The 17,507-nt window shown below is 60.3% G+C and carries 18 protein-coding genes and 2 tRNA genes; 14 read left to right on the top strand and 6 right to left on the bottom strand.

Annotated features, from left to right (window positions below; all coding sequences use genetic code 11):
• Positions 1 to 44: 44 nt before the first annotated feature.
• The 8 genes from purC (at position 45) to ED655_RS09330 (ending at position 5,455) form a co-directional block, all read left to right on the top strand.
• The gene (purC, locus tag ED655_RS09365) at positions 45 to 809 is read left to right on the top strand and encodes a phosphoribosylaminoimidazolesuccinocarboxamide synthase (RefSeq protein WP_025886165.1); all 765 of its coding nucleotides are present in this window, start codon (positions 45 to 47) and stop codon (positions 807 to 809) included.
• Positions 806 to 1,048 carry a phosphoribosylformylglycinamidine synthase subunit PurS gene (gene purS / locus ED655_RS09360; RefSeq protein ID WP_062164730.1) on the top strand — a complete coding sequence of 81 codons (243 nt, stop codon included), beginning with the start codon at positions 806 to 808 and terminating at the stop codon, positions 1,046 to 1,048. Before purC ends, purS begins: the two co-directional genes overlap by 4 nt.
• Positions 1,045 to 1,446, top strand: a complete 402-nt coding sequence (locus ED655_RS09355; RefSeq protein ID WP_122049955.1) for a Rap1a/Tai family immunity protein — start codon at positions 1,045 to 1,047, stop codon at positions 1,444 to 1,446. Before purS ends, ED655_RS09355 begins: the two co-directional genes overlap by 4 nt.
• Positions 1,443 to 2,144: a phosphoribosylformylglycinamidine synthase subunit PurQ gene (gene purQ, locus ED655_RS09350; protein ID WP_023979211.1), complete on the top strand. Its 702-nt coding sequence runs from the start codon at positions 1,443 to 1,445 to the stop codon at positions 2,142 to 2,144. Before ED655_RS09355 ends, purQ begins: the two co-directional genes overlap by 4 nt.
• A complete protein-coding gene (purL, locus tag ED655_RS09345; RefSeq protein ID WP_122049954.1) occupies positions 2,141 to 4,339 on the top strand; it encodes a phosphoribosylformylglycinamidine synthase subunit PurL in 2,199 nt (732 codons plus the stop codon). The genes purQ and purL overlap by 4 nt, the downstream gene beginning before the upstream one ends.
• Before the next feature lie 3 nt (positions 4,340 to 4,342).
• Positions 4,343 to 4,573, top strand: coding sequence for a BolA family protein (locus ED655_RS09340; RefSeq protein WP_031241086.1), 231 nt, complete (start codon positions 4,343 to 4,345; stop codon positions 4,571 to 4,573).
• 72 nt (positions 4,574 to 4,645) lie between these two features.
• Positions 4,646 to 4,981, top strand: coding sequence for a Grx4 family monothiol glutaredoxin (gene grxD, locus ED655_RS09335; protein WP_122049953.1), 336 nt, complete (start codon positions 4,646 to 4,648; stop codon positions 4,979 to 4,981).
• A 165-nt stretch (positions 4,982 to 5,146) separates the two neighbouring features.
• On the top strand, positions 5,147 to 5,455 hold the full coding sequence (locus tag ED655_RS09330) for a hypothetical protein (RefSeq protein WP_162993469.1): 309 nt from the start codon (positions 5,147 to 5,149) through the stop codon (positions 5,453 to 5,455).
• Positions 5,456 to 5,708: 253 nt separating this feature from the next.
• Here the strand turns inward: ED655_RS09330 and ED655_RS09325 are convergent, their stop codons facing one another.
• From ED655_RS09325 to ED655_RS09315, 3 genes are read right to left on the bottom strand one after another with little or no spacing between them, the layout of a single operon-like run.
• Complete coding sequence (locus ED655_RS09325) at positions 5,709 to 6,035, bottom strand: YraN family protein (protein ID WP_122049951.1); 327 nt, start codon at positions 6,033 to 6,035, stop codon at positions 5,709 to 5,711.
• A 44-nt stretch (positions 6,036 to 6,079) separates the two neighbouring features.
• A complete protein-coding gene (gene hemB / locus ED655_RS09320) occupies positions 6,080 to 7,078 on the bottom strand; it encodes a porphobilinogen synthase (RefSeq protein WP_122049950.1) in 999 nt (332 codons plus the stop codon).
• Entirely contained in the window at positions 7,075 to 8,538 is a 1,464-nt protein-coding gene (locus ED655_RS09315) for an APC family permease (RefSeq protein WP_122049949.1), read from the bottom strand. The genes hemB and ED655_RS09315 overlap by 4 nt, the downstream gene beginning before the upstream one ends.
• A 123-nt stretch (positions 8,539 to 8,661) precedes the next feature.
• On the opposite strand from ED655_RS09315, the gene glyA reads away from it, so the two are divergent.
• Positions 8,662 to 9,969, top strand: a complete 1,308-nt coding sequence (gene glyA / locus ED655_RS09310) for a serine hydroxymethyltransferase (RefSeq protein WP_122049948.1) — start codon at positions 8,662 to 8,664, stop codon at positions 9,967 to 9,969.
• Between the two features lie 129 nt (positions 9,970 to 10,098).
• Here the strand turns inward: glyA and ED655_RS09305 are convergent, their stop codons facing one another.
• From ED655_RS09305 to ED655_RS09295, 3 genes are read right to left on the bottom strand one after another with little or no spacing between them, the layout of a single operon-like run.
• Positions 10,099 to 11,127, bottom strand: a complete 1,029-nt coding sequence (locus ED655_RS09305) for a M14 family metallopeptidase (RefSeq protein ID WP_122049947.1) — start codon at positions 11,125 to 11,127, stop codon at positions 10,099 to 10,101.
• Positions 11,124 to 12,299, bottom strand: coding sequence for an acetylornithine deacetylase (gene argE / locus ED655_RS09300; RefSeq protein ID WP_122049946.1), 1,176 nt, complete (start codon positions 12,297 to 12,299; stop codon positions 11,124 to 11,126). The genes ED655_RS09305 and argE overlap by 4 nt, the downstream gene beginning before the upstream one ends.
• Positions 12,300 to 12,346: 47 nt before the next feature.
• Positions 12,347 to 13,474 carry a DEAD/DEAH box helicase gene (locus tag ED655_RS09295; protein ID WP_122049945.1) on the bottom strand — a complete coding sequence of 376 codons (1,128 nt, stop codon included), beginning with the start codon at positions 13,472 to 13,474 and terminating at the stop codon, positions 12,347 to 12,349.
• A 45-nt stretch (positions 13,475 to 13,519) separates the two neighbouring features.
• Here ED655_RS09295 and ED655_RS09290 point away from each other — a divergent pair, with 45 nt between their 5' ends.
• The 5 genes from ED655_RS09290 to ED655_RS09270 all read left to right on the top strand — a co-directional run bounded on the left by ED655_RS09290 (position 13,520) and on the right by ED655_RS09270 (position 17,459).
• Complete coding sequence (locus ED655_RS09290; protein ID WP_122049944.1) at positions 13,520 to 14,449, top strand: mitochondrial fission ELM1 family protein; 930 nt, start codon at positions 13,520 to 13,522, stop codon at positions 14,447 to 14,449.
• Positions 14,450 to 14,497: 48 nt separating this feature from the next.
• The gene (locus tag ED655_RS09285; protein ID WP_122049943.1) at positions 14,498 to 16,384 is read left to right on the top strand and encodes a hypothetical protein; all 1,887 of its coding nucleotides are present in this window, start codon (positions 14,498 to 14,500) and stop codon (positions 16,382 to 16,384) included.
• A 66-nt stretch (positions 16,385 to 16,450) separates the two neighbouring features.
• Positions 16,451 to 16,525 (top strand) — tRNA-Val (locus tag ED655_RS09280).
• Between the two features lie 280 nt (positions 16,526 to 16,805).
• Positions 16,806 to 16,880, top strand: a tRNA-Gln gene (locus tag ED655_RS09275).
• 297 nt (positions 16,881 to 17,177) lie between these two features.
• Complete coding sequence (locus tag ED655_RS09270; RefSeq protein WP_162993470.1) at positions 17,178 to 17,459, top strand: hypothetical protein; 282 nt, start codon at positions 17,178 to 17,180, stop codon at positions 17,457 to 17,459.
• Positions 17,460 to 17,507: the final 48 nt, after the last annotated feature.

Raw genomic sequence — 17,507 nt, 5'->3', positions numbered from 1 at the left:
GCTATATGCGGGACAACGCCGTTCACCGTTTTTGAAAGATCGTCATGGCACGCCGTCGTCAGCTCTATGAAGGAAAAGCCAAGATCCTGTTCGAGGGGCCAGAGCCCGGCACACTCGTTCAGTATTTCAAGGATGATGCCTCCGCCGGCAACGGCGTGAAAAAGGGGATCATTACCGGCAAGGGCGTGCTGAACAACCGCATCAGCGAACACCTCATGCTCCGCCTGCATGAAATCGGTATTCCGACTCATTTCGTTCGTCGCCTGAACATGCGCGAGCAGCTGATCCGCGAAGTCGAGATCATCCCCCTCGAAGTCGTTGTGCGCAACGTGGCTGCGGGCTCGATTGCCAAGCGCCTAGGCCTTGCCGAAGGCACGCGTCTGCCCCGCTCGATTCTCGAGTATTACTACAAGAACGATGCGCTCAACGACCCGATGGTGTCGGAAGAGCATGTCACCGCCTTTGGCTGGGCCAATGCGCAGGATCTTGATGAGATCAACGCCTACGCGCTGCGTACCAATGATTTTCTCACGGGCATGTTCCAGGGCATCGGCATCCAGCTTGTCGATTTCAAGCTCGAATTCGGTCGCCTGTGGGAAAACGACGAGATGCGTATTGTGCTCGCCGACGAAATTTCTCCCGATAACTGCCGCCTGTGGGACACCAAGACGAGCGAGAAGCTCGACAAGGACCGTTTCCGTCGGGATATGGGCCGTGTCGAGGAAGCTTATCAGGAAGTCGCCCGCCGCCTTGGCATTCTGCCCGAGGCCGGCAACGGCGATCTCAAAGGACCGGAGGTCATGCAATGAAAATTCGCGTCAATGTCATGCTGAAGGAAGGCGTGCTCGATCCGCAGGGCAAGGCCATTGGTCACGCCCTTGAGGTGCTGGGCTTTGCCAATGTTGGCGAAGTGCGCGTGGGCAAGACCATGGAACTCGAGATCGCGACCGAAGATCGTGAAAAGGCACTCGCCCAGGGCGAGGCGATGGCCCGTGAGCTTCTGGCGAACCTCGTGATTGAAGATTTCGCTGTCGAGGTTGTTGGATGACCCGCAAGCTGGCTCTTCTGGCGGCAGTTGCTCTTGCACTGCCAGCAGGCGGCCTGGCCGGTGTGGCTCAGGCTGATGAGCATCGTCTCTCTTCCATGCAGGCTGGTCGCTTTGGCGCCATCTGCTCCAAGCCTCAGGGCAAGGCCGTCTGTGATGCCTATATTGCTGGCATGGCTGATTCTGGTGCGCTTTCAGCCCTGAACGCCAAGAGCAATGGCGATAGCGGCACGGTGGTCGGTTTCTGCGTTCCTGACGCCGAAACAACCGATGCCATGCGCAGCAAGGTGCTGTCCTGGCTCAAGGCTCATCAGGACGTCCTGAAATTCCCTGTTGGCAAATCCGTTTTTGCGGCTCTGCACGAGGCCTATCCGTGTTCGGGCCAGGGAGGGAAGCCATGAAGGCCGGTATCGTCGTTTTCCCCGGCACGAACCGTGAGCGCGACATGGAGCAGGCGCTTCGTCTCGTCAGCGGCAAGGCGCCCACCATGCTCTGGCATCGTGATACGAGCCTCCCCGATCTGGACCTGATTGTCCTTCCGGGCGGATTCAGCTTTGGCGACTATCTGCGTTCGGGCGCCATGGGCGCCCATTCGCCGATCCTGCGCGAGGTGCGTGCCTTTGCCGAGCGCGGCGGGTATGTACTGGGCGTGTGCAACGGGTTCCAGATCCTGACCGAAGCCCAGCTTCTGCCAGGGGCGCTCCTGCGTAATGCAGGGATGCGTTTCCTTTCGCAGGACGGGTTCCTGCGCGTCGAGACGCAGGATACGGCCTTCACGCGCGACTGGTCCAAGGGCGATGTCTTCCGTGCGCCGCTGGCTCATGGTGACGGCAACTACACGGCCTCGGAAGCCGAGCTCGATCGCCTCGAGGGTGAAGATCGCGTGGCTTTCCGCTATGTTTGCGCCAAGGGCACGCTCGATGCCGCGAACCGCGTGAGCAACCCCAATGGCAGCCAGCGCTCCATCGCAGGCATCCTGAGCGCCAACAAGCGCGTCTGCGGCCTGATGCCCCACCCTGAAAACCTGGTCGATCCCGATCTTGGCGCGACAGATGGCGTGCCTCTGTTCTCGGGTCTGGTGAAGAGTCTCGTCGCATGAGCATGATCGTCAACGCTGAACTCGCCGCCCGCTTCGGTCTGTCTGCCGAGGAATACCAGAAGGTTCTGGACATCATGGGCCGCGTGCCCAGCCTGACCGAACTTGGTATCTTCTCGGTCATGTGGTCGGAGCATTGCTCCTACAAATCATCACGCGTGCATCTCAAGACCCTGCCCACCACGGCCCCCTGGGTCATTCATGGCCCCGGCGAAAATGCCGGTGTTGTGGATATCGGAGACGGTCTCGCGGCTGTCTTCAAGATGGAAAGCCACAACCACCCGTCGTTCATCGAGCCCTATCAGGGCGCGGCGACTGGTGTGGGTGGCATCCTGCGCGATGTGTTCACGATGGGCGCGCGCCCCGTTGCCAATCTGAACGCACTTCGCTTCGGTGACCCGTCGCTTCCTGTGACGCAGCGCGTGATTGACGGCGTGGTGCGTGGCATTGGTGGCTACGGTAACTGTGTTGGCGTGCCCACGGTAGGCGGTGAGATCAACTTCCACCCGGCCTATAATGGCAACCCGCTCGTCAACGCCATGACCGTTGGTATCGCCCGTCAGGATCGCATTTTCCTCTCGGCTGCTGCGGGTATCGGCAATCCGGTGGTCTATGTGGGCTCCAAGACCGGGCGCGATGGCATCCATGGCGCCACCATGTCCTCTGCTGAATTCGACGAGCATGCGGCGTCCAAGCGCCCGACGGTGCAGGTGGGTGACCCGTTCACCGAGAAGCTGCTGATCGAGGCCTGTCTCGAACTGATGGCGACCGACGCTATCGTGGCGATTCAGGATATGGGTGCGGCTGGCCTCACATCCTCTGCTGTCGAGATGGCGGGCAAGGGCGGTGTCGGTATCGAGCTCGACCTCGATAAGGTGCCGCAGCGTGAAACGGGCATGACGGCCTATGAGATGATGCTGTCGGAGAGCCAGGAGCGTATGCTCATGGTGCTCAAGCCTGAGCGCACTGACGTGGCCCGCGCCATTTTCGAAAAATGGGACCTCGATTTCGCTATTGTGGGTGTGCTGACAGATACGGCGCATATCACGGTCAAGCATCTTGGCAAGACGGAAGCGGATATTCCGCTTGCGCCACTGGCTGATGAGGCACCGCTCTACCATCGTCCCATGACGCACGCTGCAAAGCCGGCGCGTCTGGGCACGGTGGCCGATCCTGCGGGTGTCGAACATGCGCTGCTGACCCTTCTGGCCTGCCCGGATCTCGCATCGCGCGCCTGGGTCTGGAACCAGTATGACAGCGGTGTAGGTGGCCAGACGGCCCGTCGCCCCGGTGCGGCCGATGCTGCCATCGTTCGTGTCGAGGGCACGAAGCGCGGTCTTGCCATGACGACCGATTGTACGCCGCGCTATTGTCAGGCTGACCCGCATGCGGGTGGGGCTCAGGCCGTTGCAGAAGCCTGGCGCAATATCACGGCAACGGGTGCACTGCCGCTGGCCGTGACCGATAACCTGAACTTCGGCAATCCGGAAAAGCCGGAGATCATGGGTCAGTTCGCCGATGCCATCAAAGGCATGGGTGAGGCCTGCCGTGCGCTGGATTTCCCGGTCGTGAGTGGCAATGTCTCGCTGTATAACCAGACGAGCCATCCCAGCGGTCTGAGCCAGCCGATCCTGCCGACGCCAGCTATCGGCGCTATCGGTGTGATCGACGATGTGACCAAGGCGATTGGTCTTGGCATGCCTGAGCAGTGCGAGCTTGTGCTGATCGGTGAGATCCGTGGTGAGCTCGGCCAGTCGCTATGGCTGCGTGAGATCTGCCATCGCGAAGATGGTGCCCCGCCGATCATCGATCTTCACGCCGAGCGTCGCAACGGTGACTTCGTGCGCAAGATGATCGGGGAGGGGCGCATCGAGGCCTGCCACGACATCGCCGATGGCGGATTGCTTGTGGCCGTGGCGGAGATGGTCATGGCGAGCGGCGTTGGCTGCCATCTTGACAAGCCGCATCACGGCACCAGCCTTCATGCCTACTATTTCGGCGAGGATCAGGCCTGCTACGTGGTGGCCACCAAGCATGCTACCGCGCTGATCGACGCAGCTGAAAAGGCTCATGTGCCAGTGCGCCATCTCGGACGTTCAGGGGGTGATTCACTGGTTCTGACCGACGGTATGAGCCTGTCGGCCGAGCGTATGCGCAAGGTCAATGCCGAGTTCTTTCCCAAGCTGATGGAGCGCTGAGCCATGCCAATGAGCGCCGAAGAAATCGAACGCACCATCAAGGCTGCCCTGCCTGACGCCGTGATCGAGATCCATGATCTCGCGGGTGATGGGGACCATTATGCTGCAACCGTGACCAGCACCGCTTTCGCGGGGCTGCCACGGGTGCGCCAGCACAAGCTCGTCTATGACGCGTTTGGTGGTCGTATGGGGACAGAGCTGCACGCTCTGGCCCTCAAAACACAAACCCCCTGACAATCGAGACCGGTTGGGTCTATAATTAAGTGATTATTGACCCAACGCGCATCTCGCGCACAGGAGCGATCCATGGCCGAAGCTACTTTCCAGCAGATTCAGCAACTTATCGACAACAATCACGTCATGCTTTTCATGAAGGGTGACAAGCTGTTCCCTCAATGCGGCTTTTCCGCACGCGTCGTGCAGATCCTCGGGCACATGGGCGTCGATTTCGAAACGGCCAATGTGCTTGCCAGCCCGGAACTGCGCCAGGGCATCAAGGACTTTTCGCAGTGGCCGACGGTGCCGCAGCTTTACATCAAGGGTGAGTTCATCGGCGGCTGCGATATCGTGACCGACATGTTCCAGAGTGGCGAACTGGAGTCTCTGCTGGAGGAAAAGCAGATCGCCAAAAAGGTGTCCTGATCTGCCTTGATTAAGCCATAAACTTTGCGCGCTGCCACGGTTTCGTCTTAAACTGTGGCAGTATTGCAACGGTAAATCTTCTTGTAAAAATTTCTTCTTCAGACCTCTTGTTGTGCTTTCGCAGTCCTGACTAACGTGGCGGAAGTCATTCAGAGGGAAGAAAAAATGCGGCGTCTATCGGGTCTCAAACTTGCAGCTTCAGTCGTCGCCGTCGGGGCAGCCTTTGCCTCTCATGGTGCAAGCGCAAGAGAGATCACCGATTGGGAAGCCTCCAAGCTGACGCTTGATGCACTGACCGCTACGCCCGTCTATCACCGCCCCGTCACAACCTATACGCATCACCACAGCGCAGCCGTTCATCAGGTGGCCGCCCGTCACGTGTCAGCGCCGTCGCGTCGCGCCCTTGTCCACACCGTGGTCTATCACGCCAAGGCACCGGCAAGCAGCAAGCATCACGCTCGCCGTCACGGCTGATCGACTGGGGCGCTATTGCGCCCCGCTTAAACTGCCTTCCTGCGCGGTTGGTATCTGATTTCCCCTGCAAGGAATCTTATCGGAGCCGGTCTCCGCTAATGAACTCCGTTAGCCAATCAGACCGTCATCCAGGCGTTTCCCGCCGACTATTTCCGACCGCCATGCTATGCAGCCGCGGTCGCTCCCCGAGGGCTTCTGTCTCTCATCCAAGGCGGGTCCGGAGCAGCGGCAACTGCGCTGTTCGACGGTTGGTCTAACCGTCCCTCAGAATATCCTCGATCCATCCGACATTCCCAGCGACGTCATATATCATGAGGTCACACCGGGTGTTTTCGCGTCGCCATGACGGCTGTGTCTGAAGAAGAAACTCCGCAGCGGCCAGAAGACGGCGCTGTTGAGGGAGCCTCAGGGCGTAGGCGGCCTCATCCAATGTGCGGCGCTGCTTGACCTCGACGAACAGGGTGAGACTGTCATTCGCCGCTACGAGATCGATCTCGCCATATGGGGTGCGGCATCGCTCGGCAAGAAGCACGAAGCCCGCATTTGCAAGCGTTTCGCGCGCGTGAGCCTCTGCCGCCATTCCGGCGACGAAAGCCCTGCCGCCGCGCCTTTGGCGCGCGGTCGTCACAGCCTGCTACGGAGCAACCTTGCAGCCTCGACGGCAAAATAGGTGAGGACGCCATTACAACCGGCACGCCGGAACGCAAGCAGGCTCTCAAGTATGGCGCGATCGCGGTCCAGCCAGTCATTCTGGATAGCCGCCATCAGCATCGCGTATTCACCCGACACCTGATACGCGAACGTCGGAACGGCGAAGGTTTCGCGTACCCGATGGATGATGTCCAGATAGGGCATGCCGGGTTTGACCATGACCATATCTGCGCCTTCCTGGATGTCGAGCGCGACCTCGCGTAGCGCTTCATCGGAATTGGCAGGGTCCATCTGATAGGTTTTCTTGTCGCCCTTGAGCAGTCCCCCGGACCCCAGAGCGTCACGGAACGGACCATAGAAGGCAGAGGCATATTTGGCCGCATAGGACATGATGCGCACGTTGTCGTGCCCCGCTTTGTCCAGAGCGGTGCGTATCGCGCCGATGCGACCATCCATCATGTCAGACGGAGCAATGATGTCGATCCCGGCTGCGGCTTGGTTGATGGCTTGCAGGGCCAAAATCTCTACCGATGCGTCATTGACGACGTAATCGCCCTCGATAAGACCGTCATGGCCATGATCGGTGTAGGGGTCGAGCGCCACATCACCGATCAGCCCAAGGTCAGGATACAGGCGCTTGATTTCACGCGCAGCCTTGCAGATCAGGTTGTCCGGGTTGGTGGCCTCACGGCCCGTCGCATCCCTGATGTCTGTCGGGGTGATCGGGAAGAGGGCCACAGCGGGGATACCGAGACCGATGGCCTCGGCCAGATGAGCCTCAAGCAGGTCCACGCTCACGCGTTCGACCCCTGGCATGGAGGCGACACTGCTGCGCTGCTCTTTGCCATCACAGACGAAGATCGGCCAGATCAGATTGTCGATCGTCAGCGTCGTTTCGGCTACGAGGCGGCGCGTGAAACCGTCGAAACGGTTACGTCTTGGACGGCTGAGTGGAAAGGATCCGGTGATCATCGCGTTGTTCCCTCGGCGGTAAGCTTGCTCTTTTTGATACCATACAGCGCATAAACGACCAGTCCGGCGATCAGCCAGACCACCATGCGTAGCCAGGTAAGCGCATCCAGCGACACCATGACCGCGAGGCAGCTCAGGATACCGCAGACCGGGGTGAACAGCCCGCCGGGTGCACGAAACGCGCGGGGGCGGTTTGGCTCACGAATGCGCAGGATCAGGACACCCACGCAGACCAGCACGAAGGCGAGCAGGGTGCCGATTGAGGTCATGTTGCCGAGCACAGAGATCGGCACCAGCCCTGCCAGCAGGCAGGTCACCACGAGAAAGATCAGGTGAGACACGGCTGGTGCCCGCGTGCGTGGGCTGAGGCGGCCAAATATCGCCGGTAGCAGGCCGTCATGCGACATGGCATAGAATACGCGCACCTGACCCATCATGAGCCCCATCAGCACCGAGATATAGCCAAACAGGATGCTGAACTTGAGAGCGCCCTGCAGCCAGAACAGATGGGTGATATCGATGGCGGTGGCCACAGGGCTGCCATCGCCCTCAAGCTGGCGATAATCAACGACACCGGTCAGCACGAAGGCGAAGGCGATATAGATGATGGTGCAAATAAGCAGGCTGCCCAATATACCAATAGGCATGGTCCGCTCTGGATTGCAGGCCTCCTGAGCGGTGGTGGCGATGATGTCAAAGCCCAGATAGGCGAAGAAGATCATGCCAGCAGCCCGCATGATGCCCGAGACGCCAAAATGACCGAACTCGCCTGTGTTGGGCGGAATGAAAGGGGTGAAATGCTCGGGCTTGATGAAGGGCGAGCAGAATATGATGAAGGCGCCGACCACTCCGAGTTTGAGCACCACGACCACAGCATTGATGCGCGTGGACTCGGAAATGCCGCGCAGCAGAAGCATGACGATGAAGACAATTGCCGCCATGGCGGGAAGGTTGATCCAGCCATGAGCCATGCTGCCATCCGGCAGCTTCACCATGCTCATCGGGGATGCCATCCAGCGCGGGTCCGGATGCAGGTTCCACTGACCCAGAATCGAGGCCAGATAGCTTGACCAGCTCGAGGCTACGGCTGCTGCCCCTACGGTGTATTCCAGCACAAGGTCCCAACCGATAATCCATGCAACCAATTCGCCAAGCACAGCATAGCTGTAGGAATAGGCCGAGCCGGCAGAGGGGATCATGCTGGCCAGTTCGGCATAACAGAAGGCAGCAAATCCGCAGGCAATGGCAGCCACCACGAAAGCAAGTATGACCGCGGGCCCCGCATTCTGGGCCGCAGCAATGCCTGTCAATGAAAACAGGCCAGCCCCGACGGTCGTGCCCACCCCAAGGGCAATCAGTGAAAACGGTCCGATAACGCGGTGCAGCCCGTGTTCGCCTTTTTCGTCGGTTGCCACGTCAATCGGTTTGCGCCGCCACAGGGCGGCGAGGGGCTGGGCCATTCAGTCTTCCTCTAAAACAACTCTCCCGCGCTAAACGGGTTGGCGGCGGGGGGAAATCTGGGATATTGCCCATCGTGATACGCCATTTTCCGCGTCTGTGCGCCCCCTCCGGGAGAGAAAAGAATGACTACTCGCGAGAACATGTCCCCCCAGCACGATTTCTATCATCGCGGTCTGAATGAAGCAGACCCCGAGGTGGCAGAAATCATCAACGCCGAACTGATCCGTCAGCAGGATGGCATTGAACTGATCGCATCCGAGAACATCACCTCTTTTGCCGTTCTTGAGGCGCAGGGCTCGGTCCTGACAAACAAATACGCCGAAGGACTGCCCGGCAAGCGGTATTACGGCGGGTGCGTCGATGTCGACCGCGTGGAAAATCTGGCGATTGAGCGTATCAAGGCGCTGTTTGGCGTCGAGTTTGCCAACGTGCAGCCCCATTCTGGCGCGAACGCCAATCAGGCCGCCTTCATGGCGCTCGGCAAGCCGGGTGACACCGTGCTGGGCATGAGCCTCGCCGCTGGTGGACATCTGACGCATGGTGCGGCACCGAACTACTCAGGAAAGTGGTTCAACGCGGTGCAGTACGGTGTGCGTGCCGAGGACGGAACCCTCGACTACGAGGAAATGGAGCGCCTTGCACGTGAGCACAAGCCGACGATCATTGTCGCAGGTGGCTCGGCTTATCCCCGTCATATCGACTTCGCGCGCTTCCGTCGTATCGCAGATGAGGTGGGCGCCTATCTGATGGTGGACATGGCGCATTTCGCCGGTCTCGTCGCGGCTGGTCTTTTCCCGAGCCCCGTGCCCCACGCGCATATCGTGACCAGCACCACGCACAAGACGCTGCGCGGCCCGCGCGGTGGCATTGTGCTTACGAATGATCCGGACATCGCCAAGAAGGTCAATTCCGCCGTATTCCCGGGCCTTCAGGGTGGTCCGCTCATGCATGTCATTGCTGGCAAGGCTGTGGCCTTTGGCGAGGCCCTTGGCGAGAAGTTCAAGGCGTATCAGGGCGCGGTGGCTGAGAACGCCCGCGTTCTGGCTGAGGAGCTTGTGGCACGCGGCTTTGACATCGTGACCGGTGGGACGGATTGCCACCTCGTTCTGGTCGATCTGCGTCCCAAGAAGGTAACGGGCAAGATTGCCGAGGCGGCTCTCGAGCGCGCCGGGATCACGGCCAACAAGAACGCTATCCCGTTCGACCCCGAAAAGCCGTTTGTGACCTCTGGTATCCGTCTGGGCAGCCCGGCCGCGACGTCACGCGGTTTTGGCGTTGAGGAATTCCGCACGATCGCACGTATGATCGATGAAGTGCTGAGTGCCTACGGAACGCCGGAGCAGGACAGCGTCGAGCAGCGCGTTCATGACGAGGTAAAGGCGCTTTGCCGTCGCTTCCCCATCTATGACGTCGCCTATCCCGGCGCTTGAGGATAGAAGAGGGGGGGGCGATGAGCCCCCCTTTTTTTGCCCGCGCGGGGCGATTGCGGTGGATCGTATGACCGGGTTTCGCCGTGATCGTGTCAAGGGTGTCGTCTGGCTGTGGCGACCAGATAGGGTCTATAGCCTGCGCGCGAGCCTCACCGCCAGTTGTCCTCTGCGTACACACAGATTGGGCATGATGAGGACGCATTGGTCGTATGGCGTACAGATTTCATCATCACCATCCAGCGCGATAACTGTGCCCGCCTTTTCGATCACTTGACCACCGAGATAACTCTCGGTGAACCCGAAACTGGCGCTTCTGGCGACGACATTGTCGGTCACCATTGCCTGACGTGAGACGGTGACTGGCTCGTCCCGGCTCCCCCAATGCACAAACCCTGCATTCTCAACAAAGTGACGAATCACGCGTGCGCTGGTCTCGACCGTTTCCGGTCGCCAGTGCTGACCTGCCTCAAGCAGCACGCTGCGCCCTGTGCCGCCGGGAGCCATGAAACGCTCCTGCTCGATCAGCCTTGCGCCTCCCACATGCCCTAGATCGGTGAGGGTCAGAAAGGGTGTATCGGCCTGCGACGAGAGGAGACCCGCCAGTGTGATCGAGCGCTCTGTCTGCGGCGAGATGAAGAGAGGCGACGAGTCCCACAACATGGAATGAAGATCGAGCAGCATGTCGCTGCGCTGGATGACGGGCAGCAACTCCTGCGCCCGCGCCATTTCAACCGAACCAGGCTTCTGGCTCAGCCTGTCATTGGACCAGACACGATTGAGATCTTCACCGATAAAGCGCGAAGCCGTCGGGTTTGATGGGTCGAAACGCTCGAAGGCGGCCATATTGGCAAATACGATGCGCAGTGTTCCGCAAAGGGGCCTGATATCCTTCCTGAGCAGACGGTCGGCAGCGGCGGCGCCAGCGAACTCATTGCCGTGAATAAGGGAAATCACCGCGATTTCCGGCCCCGGTACGGGGCTCTCGCGCTCGATGACACCGGGTATTCCGTTATTGCCGGCCCGCCACGGTGAGAGATCAGGTGGGTCGATCAGGATTGGGAATTCGGGAAGGCGACGCGGCAGCGCCAGGCTGGGCAGGAGGCGCTGCCGCCGCCTGCGGACAGGGTGATGATCACGCGGTGATGCCCCGCAACTCATGCGGCAAGACAGATCTGTCTGACAAGGCGGTCGATCATGGTTTCACATCGCGCCAGCTGGTCGATTGTGATCCATTCATCGGGTTTATGCGCCTGGGCGATATCACCGGGGCCACACACGATCGTCTCGAGCCCGGCCTGTTGATAGATACCGGCTTCCGTCCCGTAAGAGACATAACCCGCACTGTTGCGCCCCGTAATCTGCTGCAAAAGCGAGACCAGGGGCGATGTGGGTGAGAGGTTCAGGGGCGGGAGGTCGACGAGAGGCGTCAATGTCAGCCCGCAAGATGGATCGGCCTCGCGCAGGGCTGCGTCGATTGGCGCAAGACGCTCCGTAATGGACTGGAAGATTGCGGCGTTATCGTCACCCGGTACGGCACGCCATTCGAGCTCGAAACTGGCTTGTTCGGGCACGATATTCAGAATGCTGCCACCACTGGCGAGCCCTACCTGCATGGTTGTGTGATCGGGCAGGAAACCGCTGACATGGGGGCCATCGCGTTCAAAAGCGTCGCTCATATCCGCAAGTGCTGTGATGGCACGCCCCATGGCGTGAAGCGCGTTGACGCCCAACGCAGGCTGGGAGGAATGGGCAGGGCGGCCCCGGATATCGACGCGCACCGTGAATCGCCCTTTATGGGCGATGATCGGTGCGAGCATGGTCGGCTCACCAATCACGCACAGATCGGGCATCAGGCCGCGTGAGATGACATCCTCGATCAGATAGCGGGCACCGTTGCAGGTGATTTCCTCGTCGAAGGTGAAGAAGAGATGGACAGGCTTGCGCAGGGGCAGGCTTTGGATGCGGGGTACGGCGGCCAGCATGGCGGCCACAAACCCCTTCATGTCGGTGGCACCGCGTGCGTAGAGTCTCTCGTCCTGCCGGGTGAGGCTGAACGGATCACGAGACCAGTCCTGTCCCTCGACGGGCACGCAATCGACATGGCCAGACAAGGCCAGACCACCGGGCGCTACCGGGCCGATAATGGCATGCAGGTTCCATTTGCCGTCTTCTGGCCCACGACTGCGCGTGTAGGGCACATCCTGCTCATCAAGCAGCGCAGTAATCCAGTCGATGAGGCGCGCATTGGCATGACGGCTTGTCGTATCGAACGAGACAAGCTTTTCCAGAATCGCAATGATGTCCATCGTCTGGGCCTTGGGAGCGGTCATGAGGAGAGTTTAGACCCTGCCTGTCAAAAACCTCAAGGCCGTGTAACTCAGGAAACGATGCTGATACGGTAGCCGATCTCCTTTTCGATCGCCCTCAGCAAAAGCCGCTCATCACGCGTGCAGCAGAAGGACAGCGCCGCGCCGCGCTTGCCTGCCCGCGCCGTGCGGCCGATGCGGTGCACGTAGGTTTCGGCCTTCTCGGGCAGATCGAAATTGAGGACGAGCGCCACATCATCAATGTCGAGCCCTCGGGCTGCGACATCCGTTGTGAGCAGGATCATGGAGCGCCCGCTACGCAGGGCCTCTACCGCCTTCTGTCTTGCGCCCTGTGCCAGATCGCCATGCAGCGTTGTAACGGGCAGACCTGCCTTGCGCAGGTGCTTTCCAATCTGGTCCACCGAAGCCTTTGTGCGCAGGAACACGATCTGGCGTCCCTCGGTTTCGGTACACAGGCGGGTGAGGGTGGCCAGCTTTTCCTCGGCCTCAACAAACATGGCGCGCTGCTTGATACGACGCGGCGTGACGGTCTGGCTTTCGAATTCAAGCGTGACGGGTTTGTGAAGCAGGCGACTGGCCAGGGCGCGGCCCGTGGGCGGCAGCGTGGCAGAGCACAGCATGGCCTGACGTTCCTGCGGCAAATGCAGGATGATATCATCCATTGCTGCAAGGAAATCCTCGTCCAGCATCTGGTCTACCTCATCCACGATCAGCATGCTGACAAGGTCGAGCCTGCAGGCGCCGCTGGCGAGGAGGTCGATCAGACGGCCAGGGGTTGCAACCGCAATATCCACGCCTTCCGCCAACGCCTCGATCTGCGCATCCTTGGGGAGGCCGCCGCAGAGCAGACGCGTCCGAAAGGGCAGGCGTCTGCCGATCTGGCGGCATACACCGGCGATCTGGGTCACGAGCTCACGGGTCGGGGCCAGAATCAGTACACGGGGTGCGCCGGGCTGACGTTCCGCGGAGAGCGACAGAAGGCGCTGGAAGGCGGGCGCTGCGTAAGCCGCGGTCTTTCCAGAGCCGGTCTGTGCCACAAGAAGCACATCGCGCCTGTCATTCAGTTCGGGCCAGACGCGGGTCTGCACCTGATTGGGTTTCTCTATGCCTACTTGCTTGAGGCCCGCGCTGACCAGCGGGTCGAATGGAAAGGCGGCAGGATCTTGAACATCACTCATGGATGCTTCTTGCCAAAGTTCTGCCGGTGAAGGAATTACCGAGTTATGAGTGTAGCCATCATTGCTGAAGATTTTGCCGGAATGCGCGCCCAGGCGAGCGGTCTTGTCGAGCGTGCGGGGCTGGAATGGCATTTTCATCCCGTGCGGATCGGAGGAGTCTGGCGCCGTATCCCCACGAGATTCTGCCCCGATCCGCTGCGTGCTACGGCACCGATCGTGCTGCCGGGCGACACCCGCCTGCTTGTCAGCGTTGGCGGGACAGGCGGGGCAGTCGGGGCAGCGCTGAAAAAGCGCACTGGCCTGCCGCTGGTGCAGATACAGAACCCCCGCATGGATGCGGCTCGCTTTGACCTGATTGTGGCCAATGTTCATGATCGCATGGCCGGACCCAATGTCGTGGCGGCCCGAACCGCCCTGCATGGCGTAACCCCTGCAAAGCTGTCTGACGCCCGGACCCTGTGGGAGAGCAGGCTGCGAACAGGCAAAAAGGCCCTCTTGTCCGTTCTGATTGGCGGCGCGAATGGCCGGTTCAGTTTTGGCGTCAATGAAGCCGCAACACTCGGCGCACAGCTTGCCGGGATCGCCCGGACGCAGGATGTAACGATTGCCCTTACACCCTCACGCCGAACCGATCCGGCAGCTTTGGCGGTGTTGCGCGAGGCGCTGGATCCGTCACGCGCCATGATATGGGACGGGCAGGGCGATAATCCTTATCTTGGTATGCTTGCCTGCGCCGATATGATTGCCGTGACGACGGACAGCGTGTCCATGATCTCGGAAGCCGCCGCCACGACAGCGCCGGTCCTGATCATCGATCTGCCGGGGCGTTCACGGCGTATCCGGACCTTTGTCGAGACGCTGGCCGAGGCCGGGCGCGTCCGTCCGTTCACGGGGGCGTGGGAGCCGTGGGCTATAACGCCGCTTGACGATACCGGCAGAGCGGCCGATGAAATGCGTCGGCGTCTCGCTCTCTGAACAAGGAGTGGCGGGGTCCGTAATAAAGAAAACGGGTACAGGACGACCATGCTCGATATCATCACCTTCGACGCTCAGGGCGGCGGAAACATCCTCTACAAGGCGCTTGCGCATCCCTTGGCGAGCGAGGCTCTGAGGCGACTGGAAGCGACACTGGCGGCTGGAGGTGGCTTTGCGGTTTATGACCCGGGCAATGTGCTGCGTACGCTGGTCGCCCTGTACCCCGGACTCACGCCTTCCTGCGGTGTCTACACGCATGACAGCGAGCAGGTGGGCAAGGATGATGGGCTGGGCGGCGAGAAGCTGGCCCTGACGGATCTTTCATCCTCCGAGGCCAGGCAGGTGCTTGCCCTCTCTTTCGAGCATGAAAAGATGTTGTCGCGCCTCGCGCGCGTCACCCATGCCGATCAGCAGATCTTCTCTCTGGAGCCCGCAAAATTGCCGGACTCCATGCTGAGCAATCCGCGTAACTATCTCGACAAGCTCAATTTCGCGACGAATTTTGCGTTCTTTCGTGATGATGAGCGCTTCAGCACGCGGCTCGTCACGGCGAATTACTGGTGCAATTACGACGCGACCGATGTGCGTTACTGGTTCCGCCTTTATGACGACAAGGGCGAGATCCTGGCTGAATGGGAAGAGGAAATTCCCGACGCGCCTGCCGGTATTGTTGTGGACAGTACCGTGGTGCGGGCGCGTTTCGATCTGCCGGCTTTCTGCGGTCAGCTTTTTGTTCATGTGCTCGGTGCGCGTGGGCATGATGTCGTGAAATATGCGCTAGACACTTATGGCAAGAATGGCGAACCCAGCCTCTCGGTCACGCATGACGCCAATGCCTGGCCATCACCGCGTTTTGCAACGCTACCAGCACCGCGCCCCGGTGAGACGCTGGTCCTCTGGATCCAGAACAGCCACGCAACGCCCATTCCGGCGGGTGCCATCACGCTCAATCAGATGGGCGAGGAGACGCATTTCCCGATCACGGTCGAGGTTGGCCCATTCTCCACCTATGCGCTCGATGTGGGCGCGCTTGTGAAAGATATTGTTTGGCCGGCCCAGCTTGAGTTGCGTTCGGGTAATCACATCGTACGGCCACGCTACGAGATTACCGAAGGGGCCCTGACCCGTATCGCCCATCTGAACGTGGAGCGTCGCGACCTCGTACCCGAACCAGCATTGCGCAAACTCCCGCCTTCGATGGGCCGTGGGTTTGTGTTGCCTTTCCCCATTCTCGACCCCAGGCGCTTCACCAGCGTGGTGCAGCCGAACCCGATGTCGGAAAAGATCACCAGCCTCCCGCTGCGTCTCGATGTTTTCGACGATGAAGGGACGCTCATCACCCAGAAGTTTCTGGGCAATCTGCCGCGCAACCATGAGACGGCTATTGCCCTGCATGAGCTGACCGACTGCGCTGGCCATGCCGACCTCGTGTATGATTTCCGCGACGGTGGCGAGGGGGATGGCTGGATGCATGCCCTCATGCGCTATGAGAACCGCGAGAACGGTCACGCGGCAGAGACCAGCTTTGGCGGGCATATCTTCAACACGCTGATGACGTGGCGTAGCGAGCCGCAATCCTACGCCGGTCCGCCGCCGGGTCTGACGACACGTCTTTTTCTCAAGCTCGGTCAGGAGGGCCATGAAAGCTTCTCCTGCCTGATTCATCCGGCCTCGGTGGAGGGGACAGCGCCCTCAGAGACGATTCTGCATCTCTATTCGAATGATGGCGTCGAGCTGGAGCGCCGCAGGATCAGCATCAATCCGTCGGGCTCCTATATGGTCTGGCCGCATGAGATCTTCGGTGCCGAGAAACTGGCCGAGGCTGGGATTGGCGGCTATGTCCTGATCCGTGATCTGAGCTGCCGTCTGTTCGGCTATCACGGTCAGCGCAACGCTTCGGCAGGGTTCTCGCTCGACCACATGTTCGGGTTCTGATCCTTTTTTTCATTTTCCGCCTTGCCGCGTCTTCGGGCCTTTGCTAGAGACGCGGCACCGCAGGATGGGTGCGTAGCTCAGCGGTAGAGCACTGCCTTCACACGGCAGGGGTCACAGGTTCAATCCCTGTCGCACCCACCATCCTCACCCGCAGAAAACTGCCGTTTTTGACGATCGCAGGGCGGTGCCCCTGCATCTTCTCGATCTAAACCGATCTATTACGGTCTAGAGTCGTCCGGCCCGATCCGTGCAAAATCCGTGCAGTTTGTTCGTGACTTGTTCTCGTTAGGCGCGAGTCGTTTCCCCTTGTACTGACCCGACAGATCGTGCGATTCTGCGAGGGCTGCGGCGACCCGAGAAGAGCGGTGTGGGATGCGCTCCCTGCCGGGTCGGTGAAACTCCGAATAAGCCGCAGCACTCATTCCTCGTCGTCTAACCGGTAGGACAACGGATTTTGATTCCGCCAATCTTGGTTCGAACCCAAGCGAGGAAGCCAAAAATTCGCCGACTATATCCACGCAATGGCGCTTGTACTTACCCGCAGGTTTGTGCGACTCTACGCGGGCTGCGGCGGCGTGGATGGACACGCGGGAGAGGGCTCTCCCTAAGCGAGATCATGCGGCTCACCAGCCCAAAGCAAGCATGTCAGACGGTTAATCGGTGGAAAGGCCCCACCAGCGCGTGAGCGTCCGTCAGCGATAGCCGGTATCAAGCCCGGCACGCAGCGATCATCGTGGTGGTGATAGGCAGGGGCGGCTTTCGGGCCGCCCTTTGCTTGTGCGGGCGGTTTTAATTGACTCCCGCCCTTGTTCGCGTTCTGTTCTCGCTCATGACAGACCTGACCCCAGCCTCCGAAGAAGACGTGACATTCGCCATCCGCATGTCGATCTCGCTCGACTACCGGGGTAAGCCAAGGCGCGTGAACGCGAAGATGACCGGGGCGGAGATGGACGCACTGGCCCAGAAGATCACTGAGCAGTTGAAGCGCTCAAACATGTGGCCGCATCGGGGGCCAGGAGCGCCCACGCATCAGGCGCCGGATTACTCAGTGGCTTGGCGGGAGGAAATTGATTGAGCAGGCGCGTAAAATCAATATCGGGATGCTCTTCAATACAGTTAATTA

This window comes from Asaia bogorensis (genome assembly GCF_900465345.1).
Taxonomy (GTDB): Bacteria; Pseudomonadota; Alphaproteobacteria; order Acetobacterales; family Acetobacteraceae; genus Asaia; species Asaia bogorensis_A.
This window is presented reverse-complemented; position numbering and strand designations above follow the sequence as displayed.

Bases quoted from the DNA above. Each gene is read 5' to 3' on its own strand.
- purC (WP_025886165.1), top strand. From the start codon at position 45: ATGGCACGCCGTCGTCAGCTCTATGAAGGAAAAGCCAAGATCCTGTTC.
- purS (WP_062164730.1), top strand. From the start codon at position 806: ATGAAAATTCGCGTCAATGTCATGCTGAAGGAAGGCGTGCTCGATCCG.
- ED655_RS09355 (WP_122049955.1), top strand. From the start codon at position 1,045: ATGACCCGCAAGCTGGCTCTTCTGGCGGCAGTTGCTCTTGCACTGCCA.
- purQ (WP_023979211.1), top strand. From the start codon at position 1,443: ATGAAGGCCGGTATCGTCGTTTTCCCCGGCACGAACCGTGAGCGCGAC.
- purL (WP_122049954.1), top strand. From the start codon at position 2,141: ATGAGCATGATCGTCAACGCTGAACTCGCCGCCCGCTTCGGTCTGTCT.
- ED655_RS09340 (WP_031241086.1), top strand. From the start codon at position 4,343: ATGCCAATGAGCGCCGAAGAAATCGAACGCACCATCAAGGCTGCCCTG.
- grxD (WP_122049953.1), top strand. From the start codon at position 4,646: ATGGCCGAAGCTACTTTCCAGCAGATTCAGCAACTTATCGACAACAAT.
- ED655_RS09330 (WP_162993469.1), top strand. From the start codon at position 5,147: ATGCGGCGTCTATCGGGTCTCAAACTTGCAGCTTCAGTCGTCGCCGTC.
- ED655_RS09325 (WP_122049951.1), bottom strand. From the start codon at position 6,035: ATGGCGGCAGAGGCTCACGCGCGCGAAACGCTTGCAAATGCGGGCTTC.
- hemB (WP_122049950.1), bottom strand. From the start codon at position 7,078: ATGATCACCGGATCCTTTCCACTCAGCCGTCCAAGACGTAACCGTTTC.
- ED655_RS09315 (WP_122049949.1), bottom strand. From the start codon at position 8,538: ATGGCCCAGCCCCTCGCCGCCCTGTGGCGGCGCAAACCGATTGACGTG.
- glyA (WP_122049948.1), top strand. From the start codon at position 8,662: ATGACTACTCGCGAGAACATGTCCCCCCAGCACGATTTCTATCATCGC.
- ED655_RS09305 (WP_122049947.1), bottom strand. From the start codon at position 11,127: ATGAGTTGCGGGGCATCACCGCGTGATCATCACCCTGTCCGCAGGCGG.
- argE (WP_122049946.1), bottom strand. From the start codon at position 12,299: ATGACCGCTCCCAAGGCCCAGACGATGGACATCATTGCGATTCTGGAA.
- ED655_RS09295 (WP_122049945.1), bottom strand. From the start codon at position 13,474: ATGAGTGATGTTCAAGATCCTGCCGCCTTTCCATTCGACCCGCTGGTC.
- ED655_RS09290 (WP_122049944.1), top strand. From the start codon at position 13,520: ATGAGTGTAGCCATCATTGCTGAAGATTTTGCCGGAATGCGCGCCCAG.
- ED655_RS09285 (WP_122049943.1), top strand. From the start codon at position 14,498: ATGCTCGATATCATCACCTTCGACGCTCAGGGCGGCGGAAACATCCTC.